This is a genomic window from Pseudomonas fluorescens (assembly GCF_030344995.1).
GTDB lineage: Bacteria > Pseudomonadota > Gammaproteobacteria > Pseudomonadales > Pseudomonadaceae > Aquipseudomonas > Aquipseudomonas fluorescens_BF.
In genome coordinates, this window is record NZ_CP128260.1 from 599,305 (window position 1) to 615,235 (window position 15,931).

At 58.9% G+C, this 15,931-nt stretch carries 24 protein-coding genes; all 24 read right to left on the minus strand.

The window, feature by feature from the left end; translation table 11 throughout:
- Positions 1 to 7 precede the first annotated feature (7 nt).
- Positions 8 to 2,731 carry a phage tail tape measure protein gene (locus QR290_RS02695; protein ID WP_289204281.1) on the minus strand — a complete coding sequence of 908 codons (2,724 nt, stop codon included), beginning with the start codon at positions 2,729 to 2,731 and terminating at the stop codon, positions 8 to 10.
- Positions 2,728 to 2,844, minus strand: a complete 117-nt coding sequence (locus tag QR290_RS02700; RefSeq protein ID WP_289204282.1) for a GpE family phage tail protein — start codon at positions 2,842 to 2,844, stop codon at positions 2,728 to 2,730. The genes QR290_RS02695 and QR290_RS02700 overlap by 4 nt, the downstream gene beginning before the upstream one ends.
- A gap of 8 nt (positions 2,845 to 2,852) precedes the next feature.
- Positions 2,853 to 3,149 (minus strand): phage tail assembly protein, encoded by a 297-nt coding sequence (locus QR290_RS02705; protein WP_289204283.1) that lies wholly within the window; start codon positions 3,147 to 3,149, stop codon positions 2,853 to 2,855.
- A 54-nt stretch (positions 3,150 to 3,203) separates the two neighbouring features.
- On the minus strand, positions 3,204 to 3,713 hold the full coding sequence (locus QR290_RS02710) for a phage major tail tube protein (RefSeq protein ID WP_289204284.1): 510 nt from the start codon (positions 3,711 to 3,713) through the stop codon (positions 3,204 to 3,206).
- A 43-nt stretch (positions 3,714 to 3,756) separates the two neighbouring features.
- On the minus strand, positions 3,757 to 4,932 hold the full coding sequence (locus QR290_RS02715; protein WP_289204285.1) for a phage tail sheath protein: 1,176 nt from the start codon (positions 4,930 to 4,932) through the stop codon (positions 3,757 to 3,759).
- Between the two features lie 103 nt (positions 4,933 to 5,035).
- Positions 5,036 to 5,833: a DNA adenine methylase gene (locus QR290_RS02720; RefSeq protein WP_034151934.1), complete on the minus strand. Its 798-nt coding sequence runs from the start codon at positions 5,831 to 5,833 to the stop codon at positions 5,036 to 5,038.
- The gene (locus tag QR290_RS02725; protein ID WP_289204286.1) at positions 5,770 to 5,991 is read right to left on the minus strand and encodes a Com family DNA-binding transcriptional regulator; all 222 of its coding nucleotides are present in this window, start codon (positions 5,989 to 5,991) and stop codon (positions 5,770 to 5,772) included. The genes QR290_RS02720 and QR290_RS02725 overlap by 64 nt, the downstream gene beginning before the upstream one ends.
- Before the next feature lie 143 nt (positions 5,992 to 6,134).
- A complete protein-coding gene (locus QR290_RS02730) occupies positions 6,135 to 6,581 on the minus strand; it encodes a phage tail assembly chaperone (RefSeq protein WP_289204287.1) in 447 nt (148 codons plus the stop codon).
- 2 nt (positions 6,582 to 6,583) lie between these two features.
- Positions 6,584 to 8,548: a phage tail protein gene (locus tag QR290_RS02735; RefSeq protein WP_289204288.1), complete on the minus strand. Its 1,965-nt coding sequence runs from the start codon at positions 8,546 to 8,548 to the stop codon at positions 6,584 to 6,586.
- Positions 8,545 to 9,159: a phage tail protein I gene (locus QR290_RS02740; protein ID WP_289204289.1), complete on the minus strand. Its 615-nt coding sequence runs from the start codon at positions 9,157 to 9,159 to the stop codon at positions 8,545 to 8,547. The genes QR290_RS02735 and QR290_RS02740 overlap by 4 nt, the downstream gene beginning before the upstream one ends.
- Positions 9,152 to 10,063 carry a baseplate assembly protein gene (locus QR290_RS02745; protein WP_289204290.1) on the minus strand — a complete coding sequence of 304 codons (912 nt, stop codon included), beginning with the start codon at positions 10,061 to 10,063 and terminating at the stop codon, positions 9,152 to 9,154. The genes QR290_RS02740 and QR290_RS02745 overlap by 8 nt, the downstream gene beginning before the upstream one ends.
- A complete protein-coding gene (locus QR290_RS02750; protein ID WP_034153053.1) occupies positions 10,060 to 10,425 on the minus strand; it encodes a GPW/gp25 family protein in 366 nt (121 codons plus the stop codon). The genes QR290_RS02745 and QR290_RS02750 overlap by 4 nt, the downstream gene beginning before the upstream one ends.
- On the minus strand, positions 10,422 to 10,991 hold the full coding sequence (locus tag QR290_RS02755) for a phage baseplate assembly protein V (protein WP_289204291.1): 570 nt from the start codon (positions 10,989 to 10,991) through the stop codon (positions 10,422 to 10,424). Before QR290_RS02755 ends, QR290_RS02750 begins: the two co-directional genes overlap by 4 nt.
- Positions 10,992 to 11,062: 71 nt before the next feature.
- Positions 11,063 to 11,509 carry a phage virion morphogenesis protein gene (locus QR290_RS02760; RefSeq protein WP_289204292.1) on the minus strand — a complete coding sequence of 149 codons (447 nt, stop codon included), beginning with the start codon at positions 11,507 to 11,509 and terminating at the stop codon, positions 11,063 to 11,065.
- On the minus strand, positions 11,506 to 11,976 hold the full coding sequence (locus QR290_RS02765; RefSeq protein WP_289204293.1) for a phage tail protein: 471 nt from the start codon (positions 11,974 to 11,976) through the stop codon (positions 11,506 to 11,508). The genes QR290_RS02760 and QR290_RS02765 overlap by 4 nt, the downstream gene beginning before the upstream one ends.
- Positions 11,973 to 12,176 (minus strand): TraR/DksA family transcriptional regulator, encoded by a 204-nt coding sequence (locus QR290_RS02770; RefSeq protein WP_289204294.1) that lies wholly within the window; start codon positions 12,174 to 12,176, stop codon positions 11,973 to 11,975. Before QR290_RS02770 ends, QR290_RS02765 begins: the two co-directional genes overlap by 4 nt.
- A complete protein-coding gene (gene lysC / locus QR290_RS02775; RefSeq protein ID WP_353739146.1) occupies positions 12,173 to 12,523 on the minus strand; it encodes an Rz1-like lysis system protein LysC in 351 nt (116 codons plus the stop codon). The genes QR290_RS02770 and lysC overlap by 4 nt, the downstream gene beginning before the upstream one ends.
- Before the next feature lie 217 nt (positions 12,524 to 12,740).
- The gene (locus QR290_RS02780) at positions 12,741 to 12,956 is read right to left on the minus strand and encodes a hypothetical protein (protein WP_289204295.1); all 216 of its coding nucleotides are present in this window, start codon (positions 12,954 to 12,956) and stop codon (positions 12,741 to 12,743) included.
- A complete protein-coding gene (locus QR290_RS02785; RefSeq protein ID WP_289204296.1) occupies positions 12,953 to 13,756 on the minus strand; it encodes an N-acetylmuramidase family protein in 804 nt (267 codons plus the stop codon). Before QR290_RS02785 ends, QR290_RS02780 begins: the two co-directional genes overlap by 4 nt.
- Complete coding sequence (locus QR290_RS02790) at positions 13,747 to 14,067, minus strand: phage holin family protein (protein ID WP_289204297.1); 321 nt, start codon at positions 14,065 to 14,067, stop codon at positions 13,747 to 13,749. Before QR290_RS02790 ends, QR290_RS02785 begins: the two co-directional genes overlap by 10 nt.
- Complete coding sequence (locus QR290_RS02795) at positions 14,064 to 14,438, minus strand: putative holin (protein ID WP_034153046.1); 375 nt, start codon at positions 14,436 to 14,438, stop codon at positions 14,064 to 14,066. Before QR290_RS02795 ends, QR290_RS02790 begins: the two co-directional genes overlap by 4 nt.
- 6 nt (positions 14,439 to 14,444) lie before the next feature.
- A complete protein-coding gene (locus QR290_RS02800; RefSeq protein WP_034153045.1) occupies positions 14,445 to 14,648 on the minus strand; it encodes a tail protein X in 204 nt (67 codons plus the stop codon).
- Entirely contained in the window at positions 14,648 to 15,124 is a 477-nt protein-coding gene (locus QR290_RS02805) for a head completion/stabilization protein (RefSeq protein WP_289204298.1), read from the minus strand. The genes QR290_RS02800 and QR290_RS02805 overlap by 1 nt, the downstream gene beginning before the upstream one ends.
- 95 nt (positions 15,125 to 15,219) lie before the next feature.
- Entirely contained in the window at positions 15,220 to 15,930 is a 711-nt protein-coding gene (locus tag QR290_RS02810) for a terminase endonuclease subunit (protein WP_289204299.1), read from the minus strand.
- Position 15,931 lies beyond the last annotated feature (1 nt).

Consider the following 15,931-nt stretch of genomic DNA (forward strand, 5'->3'; position numbering starts at 1 on the left):
GAGATCCTTAATCCTTATCGCCAAGACGAGACCGACCGCGTGCCGCCTTTTGTCGCTCCGCGTTAGCGACTTCTGCTGCGACCAGCTTGGCGAGCGTTTGCGCGTCCATGCCCGGTGATGGGTGAACGTTGATAATGATCGGACTACCACCAGATTGGGCAGGCGCTCCGGCGCCATTGGCAGGCGCAGAGATGGGTGGCCGGCTGTCGATCGGGATTGAACGTCCGAGCGGCGATTGACTGTCGACCGGCAACGTCCCAGCCATCGCAGTCCCTGCACCAATCGTGATTCCTGCCCCCACGGCAGTGAGCTGTTTGGCAAAGCTGGTGACCGCAGACAATGGGCCGGCTTGATTCTCAGTCAGGCCTTGGTTGAGGCCCGCCATCGTGAAACCACCGAGTTCAGCGAACACCCGGCTCGGACTGTGAATCCCGAGCTTTTCCTTGAACCAATCAATTGTCGCGCCACCTGCGCCTGTGATCGCGTCTTTGACCGCGCCAAGGCTACCGGTGATGCCGTCTACCATGCCTTGCATGATCTGGGAGCCGAGGGTCATGAACTTGGCGGGCAGCGCGCCCATCCATGCCATGATCTGATCCCAGTGGGTGTAAATCTGACCCGCTAGCGTCCACGTCATGAAAAAGTTCGCGATTGCCTGCCCGACTCCAAAAACGATGCTCTTAATTCCCTCCCAGGCGGCCGAGGCCCCGGCCTTGATGCCTGCCCATAAAGCCGCGAACTTCGGCCCGAGCGTGTCCCAGTTTGACCAGATGTAGATCGCGGCCCCGGCGATCAGCGCTACGATCGCGAGGATCGGGTTCGCCATCATTGCCATAAACAACATTCGCAGAATACCGATGAGCTTCATGACGCCGCCGCCCATCAACCCCAGCGCTCCCCGTAGCAAGCCGGTGCCCCCGGTAAATACCTTCATCAACGTTGAGGCTCCGCCGAGCTTGGCGCCGAGCATGGCGAAGCCTGCGTTTGCGATCAGCATTGGCCCGAAGATTGTTGCCATCGCGAGAGTCAATGCGCCTAACACAGTCAGAACGATGGCGATTACACCGGCAACTTTCATCAGTGCATTGGCGAGGACTGGGTTTTCCTTCGCCCATTTGCCCATCCCTTCGGATACGTCAGTGATCCATTTTGTCAGCGCCTTCAACTCAGGAGCGATCGCCTCGCCGAAGCGAACAAGTGCGTTCGTGAACGTACCGCTTGCGGCGTCCCAAAGGTTCGCTAGCGTGCCGAGCTGAGCGTTTACCCTGTCTTGCATCGAAGCTTGGGCGTTCATCTTGCCCATCATTTCGTCATAGCCGGCCTGACCTTTGGTGATCAGCAGCGACACAACCTGAGTAACTTCGGAATCATCACCGTAGAGATCTTTGATCAGCTGGATACGGGTTTCGGTGCTGAGTCCCTTGAGCTTGTCGAGCTCTTTGAACATCTGCGGCAGACCGCCAAACTCACCTTTGCCGTCGGTGAAATTGAGTTTCAGGTCGATGCCTTTGGTGGTTTTCAGATCCTTCAAAACGCCAGTGATGTTCGCCGAGTCCATACTCTTCTGGAACACTTTTCGATACGCGTTACCGGCACTGCCGCCGTCGGTCATACCGGCTTGGTTCGCCATGGCAAGCAACGGCGCGAGGGCTTTGGCGCCTTCCAAGCCTTTCATCTTGACGGTGTCCATGCCTGCGGAAAGCTTACTGAAACCCTGCAGCATCCAATCAGGGTTTACCCCGGTGTAGTAAGTGCGCTGGATGACATCCATCAGCCCCATCATGTCCTTTTCAGTAGAGCGCGTAGCGTCCTGCAGCTGAGCGGAGAACTCTGCCGCTTCCTCGAATGGCATTTTGAGCTGTACCGCGAGCATGCCGGTGGCCTCACCGAGCCCGCCTAGGATCGACTGCGCTGACATGCCTTGCCGAATGAGCATGGTCATCATGTTTTGGAAGTCGGCAGTTGTGCCCGGCAGCCGGTTGCCGAGGTTGTTGGCCAGCTCACTGATCTTGTCGAACTCTGCCGAGACCGCACCTCCCGAGGTCATCATCGACACCTTGAGCTGAGTGGCAGCGTCCTCAGCCTGGGCGAACTCTTTCACAGGTACGAGCAAGGCGGCGCCCGCAGCGGCACCGGCAGCCGTCATCCCGGCGCCTGCGCCGGCCATGTTGTTCCGCGTCTCCATGCCCTTGTCATACTGAGACTTGATGGCTTGCATCCGCTGCTGCTGCTTGCTGACCCGTGCCAGTTTTGCAGACTGCTGGGTTAGCACGCGATTGACTGACTCGACTTGCTCCTTGAGCTGTCGCTCATGGCTGGCGAGTTGGTTGGTGCTGATACCTGCTGCATCGAGTGATGTTTTGGCCGCGCGCGCAGCCTCGATTCGTTTGGTGTTCGCGAGCGATAGTTTCTCGACGGCGATCTCGGCGCGCTGCAGCTGACGAGCCATCTTCTCTGTGGGTGGCCCGGCAGCGGCCATCGAGCTCGACAGCTCTTTGACCTTCTGCCGAGCAGCCGCGAGCTTGTCACCGGTTTCCTTTGCGTCTCGTGTGAGGCTGCGGAAAGCGTCAATCCTGCCCTGTTGGTCGTTCAGCGATTTGAGCTGGTCGCGGCTTTCCTTCACCGCTCGCGACAGCCCTTTGCTGCCCTGCATCACAGCCTTCAATGGGCGCGTTGCCCGATCAACCGCCTGCAGGATGACTTCCAGTTTCAGATTACGTATGCCGCTCATTCTTCCGCTCCGCTTCGTTGCCGGGCGCGCTCGCGCCATTCCATCAGTTCGCTAAGGCTCATTGCCGACATCGACTCCGGCGTCCAATGGAACACCGTGGCGATGTCGGCCATTGGGTCTTCTACTCGGCGGGGGATTGATCCGGCTTGCTCGCCTTCGGCAACAAAAAATCAGCGACCTGCGAACCGCACTGAACGAGGTCAGCCGGATCCATTCGTCCGACATCCTGCTCGGTGAGCGCAGGCGAGCTCAGGCGTGGCAGGATCTTGGTGAGGGACGTAACGTTCATCTGCAGCAGGTCGGTGAGTGCGATGCCGCGAAGCTCGCCCGACGATGGCTTGCGCAGGGTCAACTCGGTGATGACCTGTTCACCGCGCTTGATCGGAGTGTCGAGAGTAATGGTCTGGTTCTGAGACATGAGATGCGTTCCTGTGTGTTGAAAATGTTGGTCGCCACGGAGGCGACCGGTGGGTTAACGACCGATGGCGCGGCGGTGCTGTTCGAGGCGATCCACGTTGTTGACCTTGTAGATCATGTTGACCATATCGATCTCAACGAGGGTGCTGCCATTGACCGCGAGCTTGTAGTAGCTCAGCGATGATTTGATTTTGAACTCGGTGTCATCACCGGCCTTGGAGCCGCCGGGATCGATCTCGGTGTGACGGCCACGGCAAATGGCCTCGACTGCATCGACATCGCCGGTATCGTCGCGCTGGTAGCTGCCAGAGAAGCGCAACAAAACACCGCCGACGGTCGTGATGCCGAAGTCTTTGATGATCTGGTACATCAAGCCGCCGTAGCTGTGTTCGAGCTCGAGCTTTTCAACGCCCAGGTCGATATCCACTTCACCGGGCATGCCGGCGCCACGGTACGCCTCGGCCTTCATGGCGAGTTTCGGCAGCGTGATTTCGGTTGCCTGACCGAAGAATTCTTCGCCGTTGTAGAAGACGTTGAAGTGTTTGAGTTTGCGGGGTAGGGACATAGCGATTTCCTTCTATGTCGGGCTGGGTCAGCAGCCCGCTCAATTAGCCGTTGACGCGCGAAGCGAAGTCGACCAAGTAACGGTCGGTGATTCGTTGACGGAAGCTCAAGTCTTCCAGCGGAGGCACCGGGGTATAGTCATAGTCGAGGAACAACTTGCCCGATTTGAGGGTGTCCTTGGTGTTGATCTCTTCGTCGTACCACGCCTCACCACCGATCAAGTAACCCAGGCTGACCAGCTCGCGGAACTTGGCGTTCAGGCCTTCCAGCATGTCTTTGACCAATGAAGGGTGCAGGGGCATATCAACCGCCCACATATGCGCTTCTGCCATGGTGTCAGCCAGTACCTGTGCGGTGCGGGTGTAGTTTTCAAACTGGAACAGTGGGTCATCGGAGCAGGTGCGGGAGCCCCAGAAGCGGTAGCCATTGTTTTGAACGAGCGTGGTCACTTCGTTCTGGTTGAGATAACCGGCATCGGTGTTCGGATCTTGCAAGTCCCAGAAGACGTCGCGGCTCATGCCCGTTACACCGTTGACGCCAACGTTGGATAGGGTCTTGTGCCAACCGGTTTCCTGATCGATCTTGGCGCGCAGGCCAAGCGCTCGGGCGATGGCGAAAGCGGTTGCTTCCTGATTGAGTGCGGTGTCCCAACTCACGAAGTCCGGCCAGATCGTCATCAGCTCTCGCTGGCTGAAGTTATCGCGATAAGCGACGGCTTCTTCCTTGGTCGCGCAGCCATGCGCCGAAACGTACGCGAAGCCCCGGAGCTTTTGAGCGATCGATGCCAGCTCGGAAGCGACCGGCAGGCTGTCGAGACCCGGCACGCCAAGAATGCGCGGCTTCACTTTGAGGGAGTTCTGCGCGGTCAGTAGCGCCTTCATCCCGGTCAGCTTGCCCGCCGATGTGGTGGTGCCGATCAGGTTGCTGGTGGTCTCCGCTTCGGTTGCACCGGTCTTGGCGCGAACCACCACAACGACGGGGTTGGTTTGGTCTGCGATCGCGTCCAGGCTCGCGGCAAGCGTGCCTTTGAGACCGGCTTTGCCGATTGCCTGATTGATGTTGGTGATCAGCACCGGGCGATCTTCAGGGAAGAAGCTCGCGTCGGCGTCTTCCGCGATGCAGGTCAATCCGATCACGGCGGTGCTGACTGTCTGGATGGTGCGCGAGCCCTCGTTGATTTCGAGGACTCTCACGCCGTGGTGGTACTGGTCTGCTGCCATTGTCTCTTTCTCCGGGGTAAGAGGGTTGCGGCCAAGAATGCCGCGCGCGCGATGGCGCGGCATCGCCCCGGTGTTGTGTCCGCTACGGGCACAACAATTGCGTCTAGAAAAGCCCGCCAAAGACCTCCGGTTCCCAGTTCATGATCACCAGCTCGCGGCTGGTCTTGGCATCACCTCGCAGGTTGTCCACCGAGTACTTGATATCGAGCCCTTCCATATGGAAGCCCGCGAACGCTTCACGGATGTCCGGGTGATCGTTGATCGAGACCATCACCTTTCCTTTGCACTCGCGCATGAACTTTGCCAGGGCGAGATAGTTCTCGAAGCCGAACTCAACGCCGTAGCCTTCCGTTTCCCAGTACGGTGGATCGCAGTAGAAGAACGTGTGAGGGCGATCGTAGCGGCGCATTACTTCCTGCCACTGCAGGTTCTCGACGTAGGTGCCCGATAGCCGCAGATGCGCGGCGCTCAGGTTCTCTTCGATGCGACACAGGTTGATTGCCGGACCAGTGGTTGCCGTGCCGAACGTCTGCCCGCTGACCTTCCCGCCGAAGGCGTGCTGCTGCAGGTAGAAGAAGCGAGCGGCACGCTGGATGTCTGTGAGCGTTTCAACGTTGGTCATCTGCTGCCATTTGAAAATCTGGCGGCTGCTGAGCGCCCATTTGAACTGGCGAACGAATTCTTCGAGGTGGTGTTGCACCACCCTGTACAGGTTCACCAGATCGCCGTTGATGTCGTTCAACACCTCGGTCTGAGCTGGCATCGGACGCAGGAAAAACAGTGCGCCCCCACCAGCAAAGACTTCGACGTAACACTCGTGCGGAGGAAAGAGTGGAATCAGCCGGTCGGCGAGGCGCCGTTTGCCACCGATCCACGGGATGATGGGAGTTGCCGCGTGCATAGATCTTGCCTTTCAGTTGACGCTCGCGGGCGCTCTTGTGCGGGGCTCGTGGCCCTCAGTGAGTTCAAGGTGCCGCAACGCGGACACTTGATGTTGAGTTCGATGTAAAGGCCTACGGCCAGCTTGCGGGCGCAATTGCCGCAGCGAATGTCTTCCATGTTGAGGTGAGCCCTTTATGCGATTGTGCTAAGGTGCCCGCGCCTTGACGTCAGGCAGGCGGCCTCGGCTTTGGCTCACTGGTCTAATCAGTGGTGTTGAAGCGGCTGGACGGGTGTTCGCGCATCCGTCCAGCCGCCGTCTCTTAGTTTTGGGTTTTTGCTGTCAGCCAGGACGGTGCGACCGGTCGATGTTCAACTAGCGGAAATTGCTCGCCTTGCGGCCAGTCACGCAGCTGCCTGCGGTAGGCCTGCAACTCCGTGTACTGCTCAAGCGTGAGCGAGGTCGCGCCGCCGCCTTCGATCTCGTCACGGTGCCGGGAAACCAACGGATCTGTCAGCGCCAGTTGCGCATCGCGCCAGGCGCGCTCAACGGCGGCCAACGCCTCTGCATCCAGTGGCGGCGGGTCGATCAACACAGGCTGACCGTTGCGCCGTGACGACATTTTTTTTGGAGTTCTCGACAGCTCATCGAGCAGCGATTTCCAAACGCTTTCCGCCACTTCGACCACGTCCTCTGGCATGTTCTCGCCGTGAATCTCAGGGACATAAGCCCCGCACGTCGAGGGACTAAAATACACAACTTTATTCATCATCAGTTCCCTACTGCTCGCCACCAAACTGTCCAGCCCACCTGGGCCGCGTTCCCCGAATTTTGTACGCGCAACGTGCAACTCGTCGGGCTAAGGCTCGCCCCCATGACTGCGTGCATCAAGCACAACGAACCCACATGCGATAGTGAGACGTTCCGCACGGCATTGGGAAACGGAATGGGGAACGTCACATAAACGTATCCGTTCGCGTCCGTGAGGCCAGACCCCCATTGCTCAATAAGGCCGTCGGGGCGCTTTGCCCAACCCGACCCGGAGAAACTAGAGGCAAAAAGCGGTGAGTATTTCAACGCCGAGTCACCATCCTCAAGAATCCAACCGCTGGTGTCGTTCAGCCTCCTGAAAACCCCGGTCGACGCCGGAAGCAACTGTATAGGGCCAGCAACACTATTCAGCGTTGTTAACATCTGACCCGGTTTAGGCACCACCGTTAATATCCCGGTAACACCGCTCAGCACTGTGATTAAAGCGCCAACCGGGACTGTTTCTGCATCGGGCAAAGTCACAGATGCAGTACTACCGCCGCCGACTGCCACCATGCACCCAACAGCAGCGGGTGTGAGCGTGGTGTTCCCCGCGAAAGTGAACACATCGGCATAGCTGCCTGCCGCACGTTGGACAAACTCCGTCGTAGCGAGGCGCAGGCTGTTATCGAACTTGGGCGGCGTGACGAAGTTCGGGCCGCTCATCGTTCCAGCGAAGCGCAGAGCGATCGTGCCACCAACCAGCCGCCACTGATTTTCCAGACGGATGAATTCAGCCGTGTCGCCAAGGGCTAGTACCAGCGGCCCAGCCACACCGGTCGAGGTGTACACAACGTCAGCGCCGGCCGGAACAATTTTCAGCCCACCATTGCCGGCACAAACAAGCGTAATGGTTGCTGCCTGCGCGACACCTGCCGTCGGCGGCAAAGTGGCTTGGAGCTGCGCCGCACCGGAAAAGCTGTGAAGGCCACCGACGTGCGCGGCCGTTAAAGCCAAGTTTGCGGCGTTCGTGGTGAAGCCCGAGAACTCGACACCACTACGCTTTACAAACTCTGCCGTAGCGATCGACTTACTGCCGTCGAACTGCGCCGGCGTCGGGGCCGTGGGATTTCCGGCAAAGCTTGGCGACAGCAGCCGGGCAAAGCCATCGGTAATGTCCTTGAACGTGAGCGCCGTGGTGCCCACGACAATCGGGCCATCGGTCACCAGTTGCCAGATCGTGTCGGCCTGCGTCGCACCCACCTCGACCGCTACCGTCAGATTCGGCGTGACCTTCGCGTTGTTGTCGGCATCCTTGGCTCGCGCCCAGGCACCCACAGCCACGACGTAGGGGCCGTTATCCTTGGCAGCCGCCTGATTCTTCACCAGCACGCGGTCGCCAGCATTCAGCGAAACACCGTCCACCACCTGCAACCCGACCAAATTGATATTGGCCGTGGTGGCCGCACGCACCGACTGCTTGATGTCGAGCTTGCTCAGCTCTTCCAGAAGGCGGGAATCGACGTAGTCGCGGGTCGCGAGTACGACCGCTGGATCAATCTTGAGGCTGATGTTCGCGGCACTCGACACGATCAAGTTCATCCGCACGACCTGAGTGCGCCCCGAGCCTTGCGACAGAATCGGCTTGAAGCTGGGCGCACAGTTCGCCACCGCTACCAGATCACCGTCCGCGTCATACAACCCTACTTCACGGATCCAGCGTCCGCCCTCATCAGCCGGGATCACTTGCTCGGCAATGATCACCGCCGCGTTCACTGGGTCGATGATGAGCTGGTTCAGCGGACGGCGTCGCCATTCGTTGATCAGCTTGGTTTGTTTAGCGCTGGGTTGCGGATCGGTGTTATTGGCATCGCCCAGGCCCATCTCGGTAATGTTCCACGGAATGCCAAGCACATTGGCATTCGCCAGCTTGGCCGCTCCGACGTCCGTAAGGATCGCGAAAAACTTAGAGTCCGCATCGATCATGAATAAATGTCCAAAGTGTCTATGGAGTGTTCGCGCCCGACTACACCGAATGTTCCGGTGACGTCGATGTCACGCATTTCTGGCGGGTAAATGTCGATGACGTCGCCGTCGTAAAGGCTTACCCCGACATTCAAATTGCCCTGAGTTTCGAGACTGATTGCCAAACCAGTCAGGTGCCGACTGACAGGCTTGGCGTCGTCGATGAGGCGCTCGACCTCTAAATACATTTCCTCCGTGATGCCTGTTTCCAGCACGCCGAGCTTCAATGCGAAGGTGCCCGGCGTACCCATCGGCGCGGTTTGCCACCACTCAATCAATTCAATGAGGTAGCCGAGTGGTTCAACTGCGCGGCGAATAGCGTTGATGGTGCCCTTGCGCTTGTGTACGAAGAACGAAGCCTTGATCACCGCCCGCTTTGTTTTCTCAGACCAGTTTTGATCCCAACGATCTACAGAAAGCGCCCAAGCAAGGTAGGGAAGTAATGAGAGAGGGCAGCGGTCTGGACTCCACAGGTCTCGCAAAGGAACCTTGAGGGCCACCGCTTCCGCCATTGCCTCCGTCGCGGCACGCTCAAGCGGTGTGGATCCGCTGGGGAGCAGGGACTTACTCATCCGAACCGCCTAGGGAAAGTGCGTACCCGGTGCAGAATCCAGCTTGCTGCTTGTTCAGGACGATGTCCGAAGCGGGGTGCAGTAGCTCCACTCGCTGAACGCCCTCCACATGAAGCGCTGCGTAAAGCGCAGATCTTCGAATGTCGCGCCCAATGCGACGTTGATTACCGATGTATTTCTGAAGCGACTTTTCAGCAGCCTCCCGGATCGGCTCGCTTTCGGGGCCGGGGTAGTAATACAAGACGGCCTCGACGGCGTACTCGATGACCTCGACGGACTGAACCGTCAGCCGATCGCCAAGTGGGCGGATGTCGTCGTCATTGAGAGCGGCGGTGACTTTACCCAACAGCTCAGGTGAGGCGATGCCTTTGCCCTCACGCGAAAGCACGCTTACCAGCACTTCGCAGGGGGCTGGGCTTTCAGCGCTCACGTCCGACACCCGGCCATCAGCCGAGAGCGCGTGATAGATGTATGCGCCCCGAGGGCCAGCCACTGACAGCCCTTCGAAAGCCATCTGGCACCGTGCCCGCAGATCGTCGTGGCTTTCCATCGTTGGTGGAATTGGAGGGACTGCCAGCGGATCGCCTTTATCGAGCACCAGTCGTTCAAGGTTGAAGTTTGCAGCGATCTGATCGAGATCCCCATCAACGGCGAAAGCGAGCATTACTGCGAGTGCGGCCTCATTGACACGCTGCCTCAACAACATTTCCCGGTAGGCATTCTCTTGCAGCAACTTGGTAATGGGCTCTGACTCAAGCTCAAGGGTCGCTCGGATGGCGTCTTGTTTCTCAACCGGATTGAGGCTGATGAAACGTTCTTTTCGCTCAGCCAGGATCAATTCGAAGCTGACTACTTCAATGACGCTGGGCTCGGGGAGCTGGGATAAATCGATCATGCCGCTCATGCGCTTGCCCCCTTGATCGGAACTGATAGTTGAACGCGGGAACCTGACTGAGGCCCATCAGCACGGGTCGCATCCAGCTCGGCTATCAGCGAGCCGGGAGTTGAACCGGTGGTCACGCGGAATCCTTTGAGACGAATTCGCGGCTCCCAACGAAGCAGCGCCATCACGCCCGCCGCACTGATGCGAAGGGGCAGCGATGCATTCATGGGCTGGTCTATCAGCTCGGGAATCAGCGAGCCATATTCACGGCGCATAACTCGCGAGCCGATCGGGGTGGTGAAGATGTCCTTGCACGATTGACGGATACTGTCGAGATCGGTCAGCTCTTCGCCGTTGCTGGCATTCATGCCCGAGTAATTCATATCGGGCCTCCGGTGCCTGGGTGTTTGTGGGTGTGGACGACGATGCCGTTGGAGATCATGTTTCCGCCCTGTTGAATGACGTCACCGGTGAAGTCAGCACCCTGCACAACGGTGAGCTTTCCCTTCACCAGCAGGTCGCCGGTCGTCTCCACTTTGGGGCAATCGATGACGCACTTCTCGGCAGCTTGGAGCAGAGCCGTTTTGATCCCGCTGACCGTTAAAGCACCGGTTTTGTGGTTGTAGAGGATCTGCGCGCCGTCGGGATAAACCCGTAGGCATTCATCCGGGCTTTCGCTCGGCGCGGGAATACTGTCCGAGTTCAGGCCTACCAATACGAGGCCCAACGCCGGGTCACCGCTCGGGCTGAAAATCACACATTGCTCGTTCGCGGTTGGTGGATCCCAATCCCGAGTGTTGCCGGCTCTGAGCGTGATGCAGGCGAGCCAATTCGACGTCAGACCACCGGTAGCAACACGCACGCGCAGAGGCTTGTAGCGCACTTCGGAAATGGTTCCGGTGCGGATCAGGCTTTCAAGACGGCGGGAGAGGTCGGCGAATTCAGTCATGGCGCAAGAATGCCGCGCGGGTGCGAGCTCGGCATTCCGTGTGTGTTGTGCCGAGCGGCGGCACAACTTAATCAGCGGGCAAGGTGTGAGATTACGAGGTCGTGAATCGCGCTGACGTCATCGTCGGTGAAACCGAGCAGTTCGCGAGGGGCGTACTGAGCTTCCTTGCCACCTTTCTGTACCCGGTCGCGGAGGCCGAACTGGTGCACGCGCGCGATGCGTTCAACCTCGCCCACAAAACCGATGACGGCGCTGTTCGAGGTAGCCGACGTCTTGAGGTATCGAGCAGTCCGTAACTTGCTGAACATTGTGCGACGCACTCTCCCGGCCTTTTGCCTGAGCTGGGGTTTGCGCTTGGCAAATGGGCTGCCGTCGGGGTTCAACTGGTCGGCAATTCGCTTGCGCTGCCGAGGCTGAATTTCCTTGGCAATGGCTTTGGCAAGTGCCCGGCGTGCGCCGGGCTCAAGTTGGGCCAGTAAACCATCGAGACGGGTGTTTAGCGCTTCGATGCCGCTCACGTCGTCTGCACCGTTTCACCATGGATAATGAGTTCCCACGTTTCGACTTCCGCGTAAGGGTCGAGTGCAGGCTCATCAAGATGCTTGATGGTTCGTTTCCCCGTTGCAGGGTCGTCGGTGACCGCAATCCGTTCAGTGAGTCTGAGTTTGATCGAGATGTCCGCCGTCTGCGTGTTGAGGATTTCCGCCTCGAACGTGAAACCGTCGCGCATCTTTTCCCGGTTCAACATCATTTCGGGCTGGTTGCTTTTGAGCCATCCGAGTATCGGAATCATCAATGTATCCGGGTGCCCCTCATAGTCCGTGACGATCGCGTTGAGGATGTACTGATATTCGAACGACAGCGAGTTCGCAGCCGTCGCGATGATGTTCCCCTCATCCAAAAAAATATGCAGCTTTTCCGGGTCGCGCTTCAACTGCGGAACGCTGGTTCTCAGTAGGGCTCGCAAGCTGTCGGGCTTTTTCATTCCCGCGCTCCTTGGCAATCAGTGCAGCGATCGCAACCGGGCACGGCGTCACGCCGGGCCTGCGGGATCTGGTCGTCGCAGTCAACGCAATGAGTCGCGCTCGGCGTCAGGACAGGTGGATTCGCAGCAAAATGACGAGCCAGCGCCTCATCACGTTGACGTTGTTCGAGGCCCTGCGCGCGGTCTTGAGGTGTAGTCATGGATGCTTCCGTTCGTTCTTGGCTTTATCGGCTTTCAGTTGGCAGTCGAGGATCATGTCTACCTGTGCGGCACATGCCGCCCAGGCTTCCTCAACCTCTTCAGGGACGAGCAGGAGCTCGCCGTTGTTCGTCGGATGGCTCGCTGGCAATCGGCATGCTGTTACGCGCGGACACCCAAGCTCGGTACTGTCCGGCGCCGACGATTTCGGGGCGGGTACGCATGCTGATAGCAGCAGCAGGCAGCTCAGCAGCAACCCAGTCGCGGAAGTTTTTGTTTTCACGGGTGAGCCTCTCGAACAATTCTTTGCTCTGCTGATTGCTGCTCCGAAGGTCGGCGAGCAGGTCACGTAAACCTGCGCTTGCCCGGTCTCGGTCTGCGGCGTTTTCTTGAATCGCTCTCAACTGTTGATCTACGCGATCGGCTCGGTCGTTCGCCTCGACCAACTGCGCGGACACATGCGTGGCCTCGGCGGATTTGATTCGGTATTGCTGCACCCCAACCAGAGCCATGCATGCAATCAAGGCCAAGGCGAGCGGACTGCTGAGCGATGGCATGCGTGTCCCTCAGTGAGTAGTTTTCTGCGGTGCTGAGCGGTAAAGCCCAGCTGCCGCGAGATCGCGCTCGGATAGTTTTTCGAGCGCGCAGGTGGTGACGATTATTCGTTTGCCGGGGTGCAGCTCGGTAATTGCGTTGGCAAGCCAGCGCATGCATTCCTGCTTGGTGTCATCGGGCAGGCGCAGAATGTCGCCGTCATTGAGCTGGAGGTGATCGATCTTCATGCGGCCAGCCTCTCGAAACGCTCATAGGCCTGAGCGAGCTTGGCGTCGTAGAGGTTTTCTTTGTATGCCGGGCCGTTGTAGAGCTTGGCGAACTCTGCCCATTTGCGAGCTTTCAGCGCTTTGTGCAGCACCGGATCCGCTGCAATGAAGGCGACAAAGGCGTCGAGCTGCGCACCTTCGCTTTCGCTCATCTTCTCGACGAATTGAGCGGAGCTGCCGTAGCCCAGGGTTTCCCAGTGGTAGCCCATGATTTGAAACAGACCCCAGCTGCAAGCCTCGTAGGCGATATCGGCGAACGCATCGCCGATGATCAAGCGTGCGTTTCGTAGCCGAGCCCACTCACCGGCACCACCGGTATATCCACCTCGCTTCGGGTTGCAGAGGTTCGGGAAACGAGCCGAGAGAGTTTCAACATCGGCGCCTTTGGCTTTCAGGCGCTGGTAGAAAACGTGACGCTCGAACAAGATCACGGGGCGACCATCCGGCAGGAAGCCACTACCGTTACTTTCAACCGAGTTGACCGTCTTGACACTGATCAGCGGCAGTTCAAGGCGATCAGCCGCAGCCTGAAGATCAGCTTCACGGAGAACGCGAATCGAAGGTTTGCCGGTCAGCACGGCCATGGTCTTCGCGCCGGCAATGCCGTCGGCCACCAGTCCGGCGCCGCGCTGCAGCTCGATCACCGCAGCTTGGGTAGAGACGCCAAACCATCCATCAACCGAGATTTGTGCCCCGCGTTTGTTGAGCAGTCGTTGCAGCTCGGCAACTTCGCTGCCGTGGCTATCCATTTTCAGAACCATGTCTCTCTCCGTAGCAGTCGAACGAATCGGTTATCCATCATTGAATTGCTTGGTCTGCACAGCTCGATCACGTTGCCGCGAACGGAGATCAAGGCGATGCAAAGCAGCAGGTTGAGAACGAGCTGAGGCGGGTCAGGCAGGTATGGCCGACCGATGATGTGAAGGATCGGAACTGAACCTGCCGCGACGGTGACGGTGTAGGCGAGCAGTGAGGCAAATGGCCGATGCGTTGCGCCCTTGCGGCTGAAGAACATCAGCGACAGCGCGATCAGGCCGCAGCAAACACTGTTGATCAGCGGCAGGTAGCTCATTTCCGGTCTCCTTTGAATCGAGCCAGTAGCGCGCCTGGGTCTTCGGAGATCTTGATCACCCAGAGCAGAAGACGAACCGCAACTGCGGCGGCAACCAGCGCGCCTACGCCTTCGCTGACTTCGATGCGATCCGGCAGGAGACTGGTCAGCAACGCGGCGGCAATCGAGGCGCAGAGGATCCCGGCGATAAAACTGATGACGAAGAACCCCACCTTCTTTGCGTTGGTGAGATCGGTTGATGCCAGGACAAAGACGACCGCCCCGGCGAAGGATCCAAGGATTACCGCTGACTCAACTCCGGGGAGCAGGGATAGCGATCCGACGGCGACGACGGATCCTGTTGCATAACTGGTGGAGACTGGCTCGGCCATTTGTTTTCAATCCCAAAGTTGAACCAGACGGTTTTTCGCTGGAGGGGGTAGGTCGGGGAGGGTGACTAAGGTGCCGTGCGGCAGTACGGCGCCGAGCGCGGCGAGATCCGGGTTGGCCTGCAATGTCGCCTCGACAACGCCGGTCGTGCGCCCGTAGTGACGCCACACCAGCGCATCTAAGGTGTCACCCTGCTGGGCACGGACTTGCATCAGATGAGCTCGATCGTGGATCGAGGAACGTCCAGCAGATCCCGGATCGCCCAACGGGCATCCCGGCGCAGATCGTCGATCGGGGTTTCGAGTGAGTCGGCAGCCTTGTGGCCGTCGGCTGTTGTGTCGGAGTCGCGATAGCGCTCACGGAGGTTTGCTGAGGCAGTGGAGTACACGGCCCGCAGGTAGTAGTAGACGAGCTCGCTTTTGCCGTCGATCGTCTCGGCGGGTACGTTATCAAGGGTGCTATAGCCTGCGGCTTGCTGGGTGATACGCCAGTCTCGAAGATCCCGGTTCGCACTGGTGATGGCTTCGACTGCCGCGTGGTACAGGCGAGGATGGCTAACAGTGCCGTCAAGCCGGACGGTCTCCCGCAGATCCGCGAGGTCGATGTCAGGAAAGAAGCCCGAGTTTCGGACGGTGTTTTCCGGGGAGTCACTGCTGATGAGTTCGTCCGTGGCTACAAAACCGCTCATGAATCGCTCCGGTAAAAAAAGGCGGTGGAGGGGGTTTTGGCGAGGCAAGCCTGCCGTCACCCCCTGCCGCCTTGGTGCGCGGGTATCGCCCGGTGTCAGCTATCAGCACCGCTGATAGTCGAGTTCTTCAGCTCGCGTTCGAGCTTTTCCATTTCTTTCTTGATGCCGACCTTGTCGTGGAGCTGCATGGCCCGCTTCATGTGTTCCAGCGCGTTGTGACCGAGGGCCAGTTGCTCGGCAGAAAACGGTGGTTCGCCGATCGACAGCCGCTGTGCAAGACCGATCTCTTTATGGAGCTTCGCCCGTACCTCATCCGGCATGTCCTGACCTTTCGTGATCTCCAGAACTGTATTCAGGGAGGTCACATCCACCGGCAAACCACCGTCGCGGGCGCGTTTCGCGAGGTCGGCGAACTCTTCAGCAATGAGCGTTGCGGTGGTGCGTTTGAACTGGTCCGGGAGTGAGAGCTGATGCGCGATTGCGTAGCGGGCGATTTCGATGGCTCCCTGTCCATCACCGGCATCAATGCGCCAGATGAGGACGGTCATCAGCACCTCGTCTTGGACGCCTGTGCCTGCGGCCAGTACGCCCTCGACATACGGGACGTACTCCGACAACAGCTCACGTTTGATCTCGGCCTTGAGCTCTGTTGACTGTGTTTCCTTGAGACGACGGCGATCATTTGCGAGCTTGTGCAGCATCAGCTCATGGCCGGTAGCAAGGGCGAGCGGGTTTTCCTCCGCTGCTGCGGAAGTTTCCGCAGCAGCGGTGGCCCGCATGAAGTGTGCTTGTGCGGGAGTTGGCATG

Excerpts from the sequence above, each read along its gene's own strand:
- QR290_RS02695 (WP_289204281.1), bottom strand. The coding sequence starts at position 2,731 with ATGAGCGGCATACGTAATCTGAAACTGGAAGTCATCCTGCAGGCGGTT.
- QR290_RS02700 (WP_289204282.1), bottom strand. The coding sequence starts at position 2,844 with ATGGCCGACATCGCCACGGTGTTCCATTGGACGCCGGAGTCGATGTCG.
- QR290_RS02705 (WP_289204283.1), bottom strand. The coding sequence starts at position 3,149 with ATGTCTCAGAACCAGACCATTACTCTCGACACTCCGATCAAGCGCGGT.
- QR290_RS02710 (WP_289204284.1), bottom strand. The coding sequence starts at position 3,713 with ATGTCCCTACCCCGCAAACTCAAACACTTCAACGTCTTCTACAACGGC.
- QR290_RS02715 (WP_289204285.1), bottom strand. The coding sequence starts at position 4,932 with ATGGCAGCAGACCAGTACCACCACGGCGTGAGAGTCCTCGAAATCAAC.
- QR290_RS02720 (WP_034151934.1), bottom strand. The coding sequence starts at position 5,833 with ATGCACGCGGCAACTCCCATCATCCCGTGGATCGGTGGCAAACGGCGC.
- QR290_RS02725 (WP_289204286.1), bottom strand. The coding sequence starts at position 5,991 with ATGGAAGACATTCGCTGCGGCAATTGCGCCCGCAAGCTGGCCGTAGGC.
- QR290_RS02730 (WP_289204287.1), bottom strand. The coding sequence starts at position 6,581 with ATGAATAAAGTTGTGTATTTTAGTCCCTCGACGTGCGGGGCTTATGTC.
- QR290_RS02735 (WP_289204288.1), bottom strand. The coding sequence starts at position 8,548 with ATGATCGATGCGGACTCTAAGTTTTTCGCGATCCTTACGGACGTCGGA.
- QR290_RS02740 (WP_289204289.1), bottom strand. The coding sequence starts at position 9,159 with ATGAGTAAGTCCCTGCTCCCCAGCGGATCCACACCGCTTGAGCGTGCC.
- QR290_RS02745 (WP_289204290.1), bottom strand. The coding sequence starts at position 10,063 with ATGAGCGGCATGATCGATTTATCCCAGCTCCCCGAGCCCAGCGTCATT.
- QR290_RS02750 (WP_034153053.1), bottom strand. The coding sequence starts at position 10,425 with ATGAATTACTCGGGCATGAATGCCAGCAACGGCGAAGAGCTGACCGAT.
- QR290_RS02755 (WP_289204291.1), bottom strand. The coding sequence starts at position 10,991 with ATGACTGAATTCGCCGACCTCTCCCGCCGTCTTGAAAGCCTGATCCGC.
- QR290_RS02765 (WP_289204293.1), bottom strand. The coding sequence starts at position 11,976 with ATGAAAAAGCCCGACAGCTTGCGAGCCCTACTGAGAACCAGCGTTCCG.
- QR290_RS02770 (WP_289204294.1), bottom strand. The coding sequence starts at position 12,176 with ATGACTACACCTCAAGACCGCGCGCAGGGCCTCGAACAACGTCAACGT.
- QR290_RS02780 (WP_289204295.1), bottom strand. The coding sequence starts at position 12,956 with ATGAAGATCGATCACCTCCAGCTCAATGACGGCGACATTCTGCGCCTG.
- QR290_RS02785 (WP_289204296.1), bottom strand. The coding sequence starts at position 13,756 with ATGGTTCTGAAAATGGATAGCCACGGCAGCGAAGTTGCCGAGCTGCAA.
- QR290_RS02790 (WP_289204297.1), bottom strand. The coding sequence starts at position 14,067 with ATGAGCTACCTGCCGCTGATCAACAGTGTTTGCTGCGGCCTGATCGCG.
- QR290_RS02795 (WP_034153046.1), bottom strand. The coding sequence starts at position 14,438 with ATGGCCGAGCCAGTCTCCACCAGTTATGCAACAGGATCCGTCGTCGCC.
- QR290_RS02800 (WP_034153045.1), bottom strand. The coding sequence starts at position 14,648 with ATGCAAGTCCGTGCCCAGCAGGGTGACACCTTAGATGCGCTGGTGTGG.
- QR290_RS02805 (WP_289204298.1), bottom strand. The coding sequence starts at position 15,124 with ATGAGCGGTTTTGTAGCCACGGACGAACTCATCAGCAGTGACTCCCCG.
- QR290_RS02810 (WP_289204299.1), bottom strand. The coding sequence starts at position 15,930 with ATGCCAACTCCCGCACAAGCACACTTCATGCGGGCCACCGCTGCTGCG.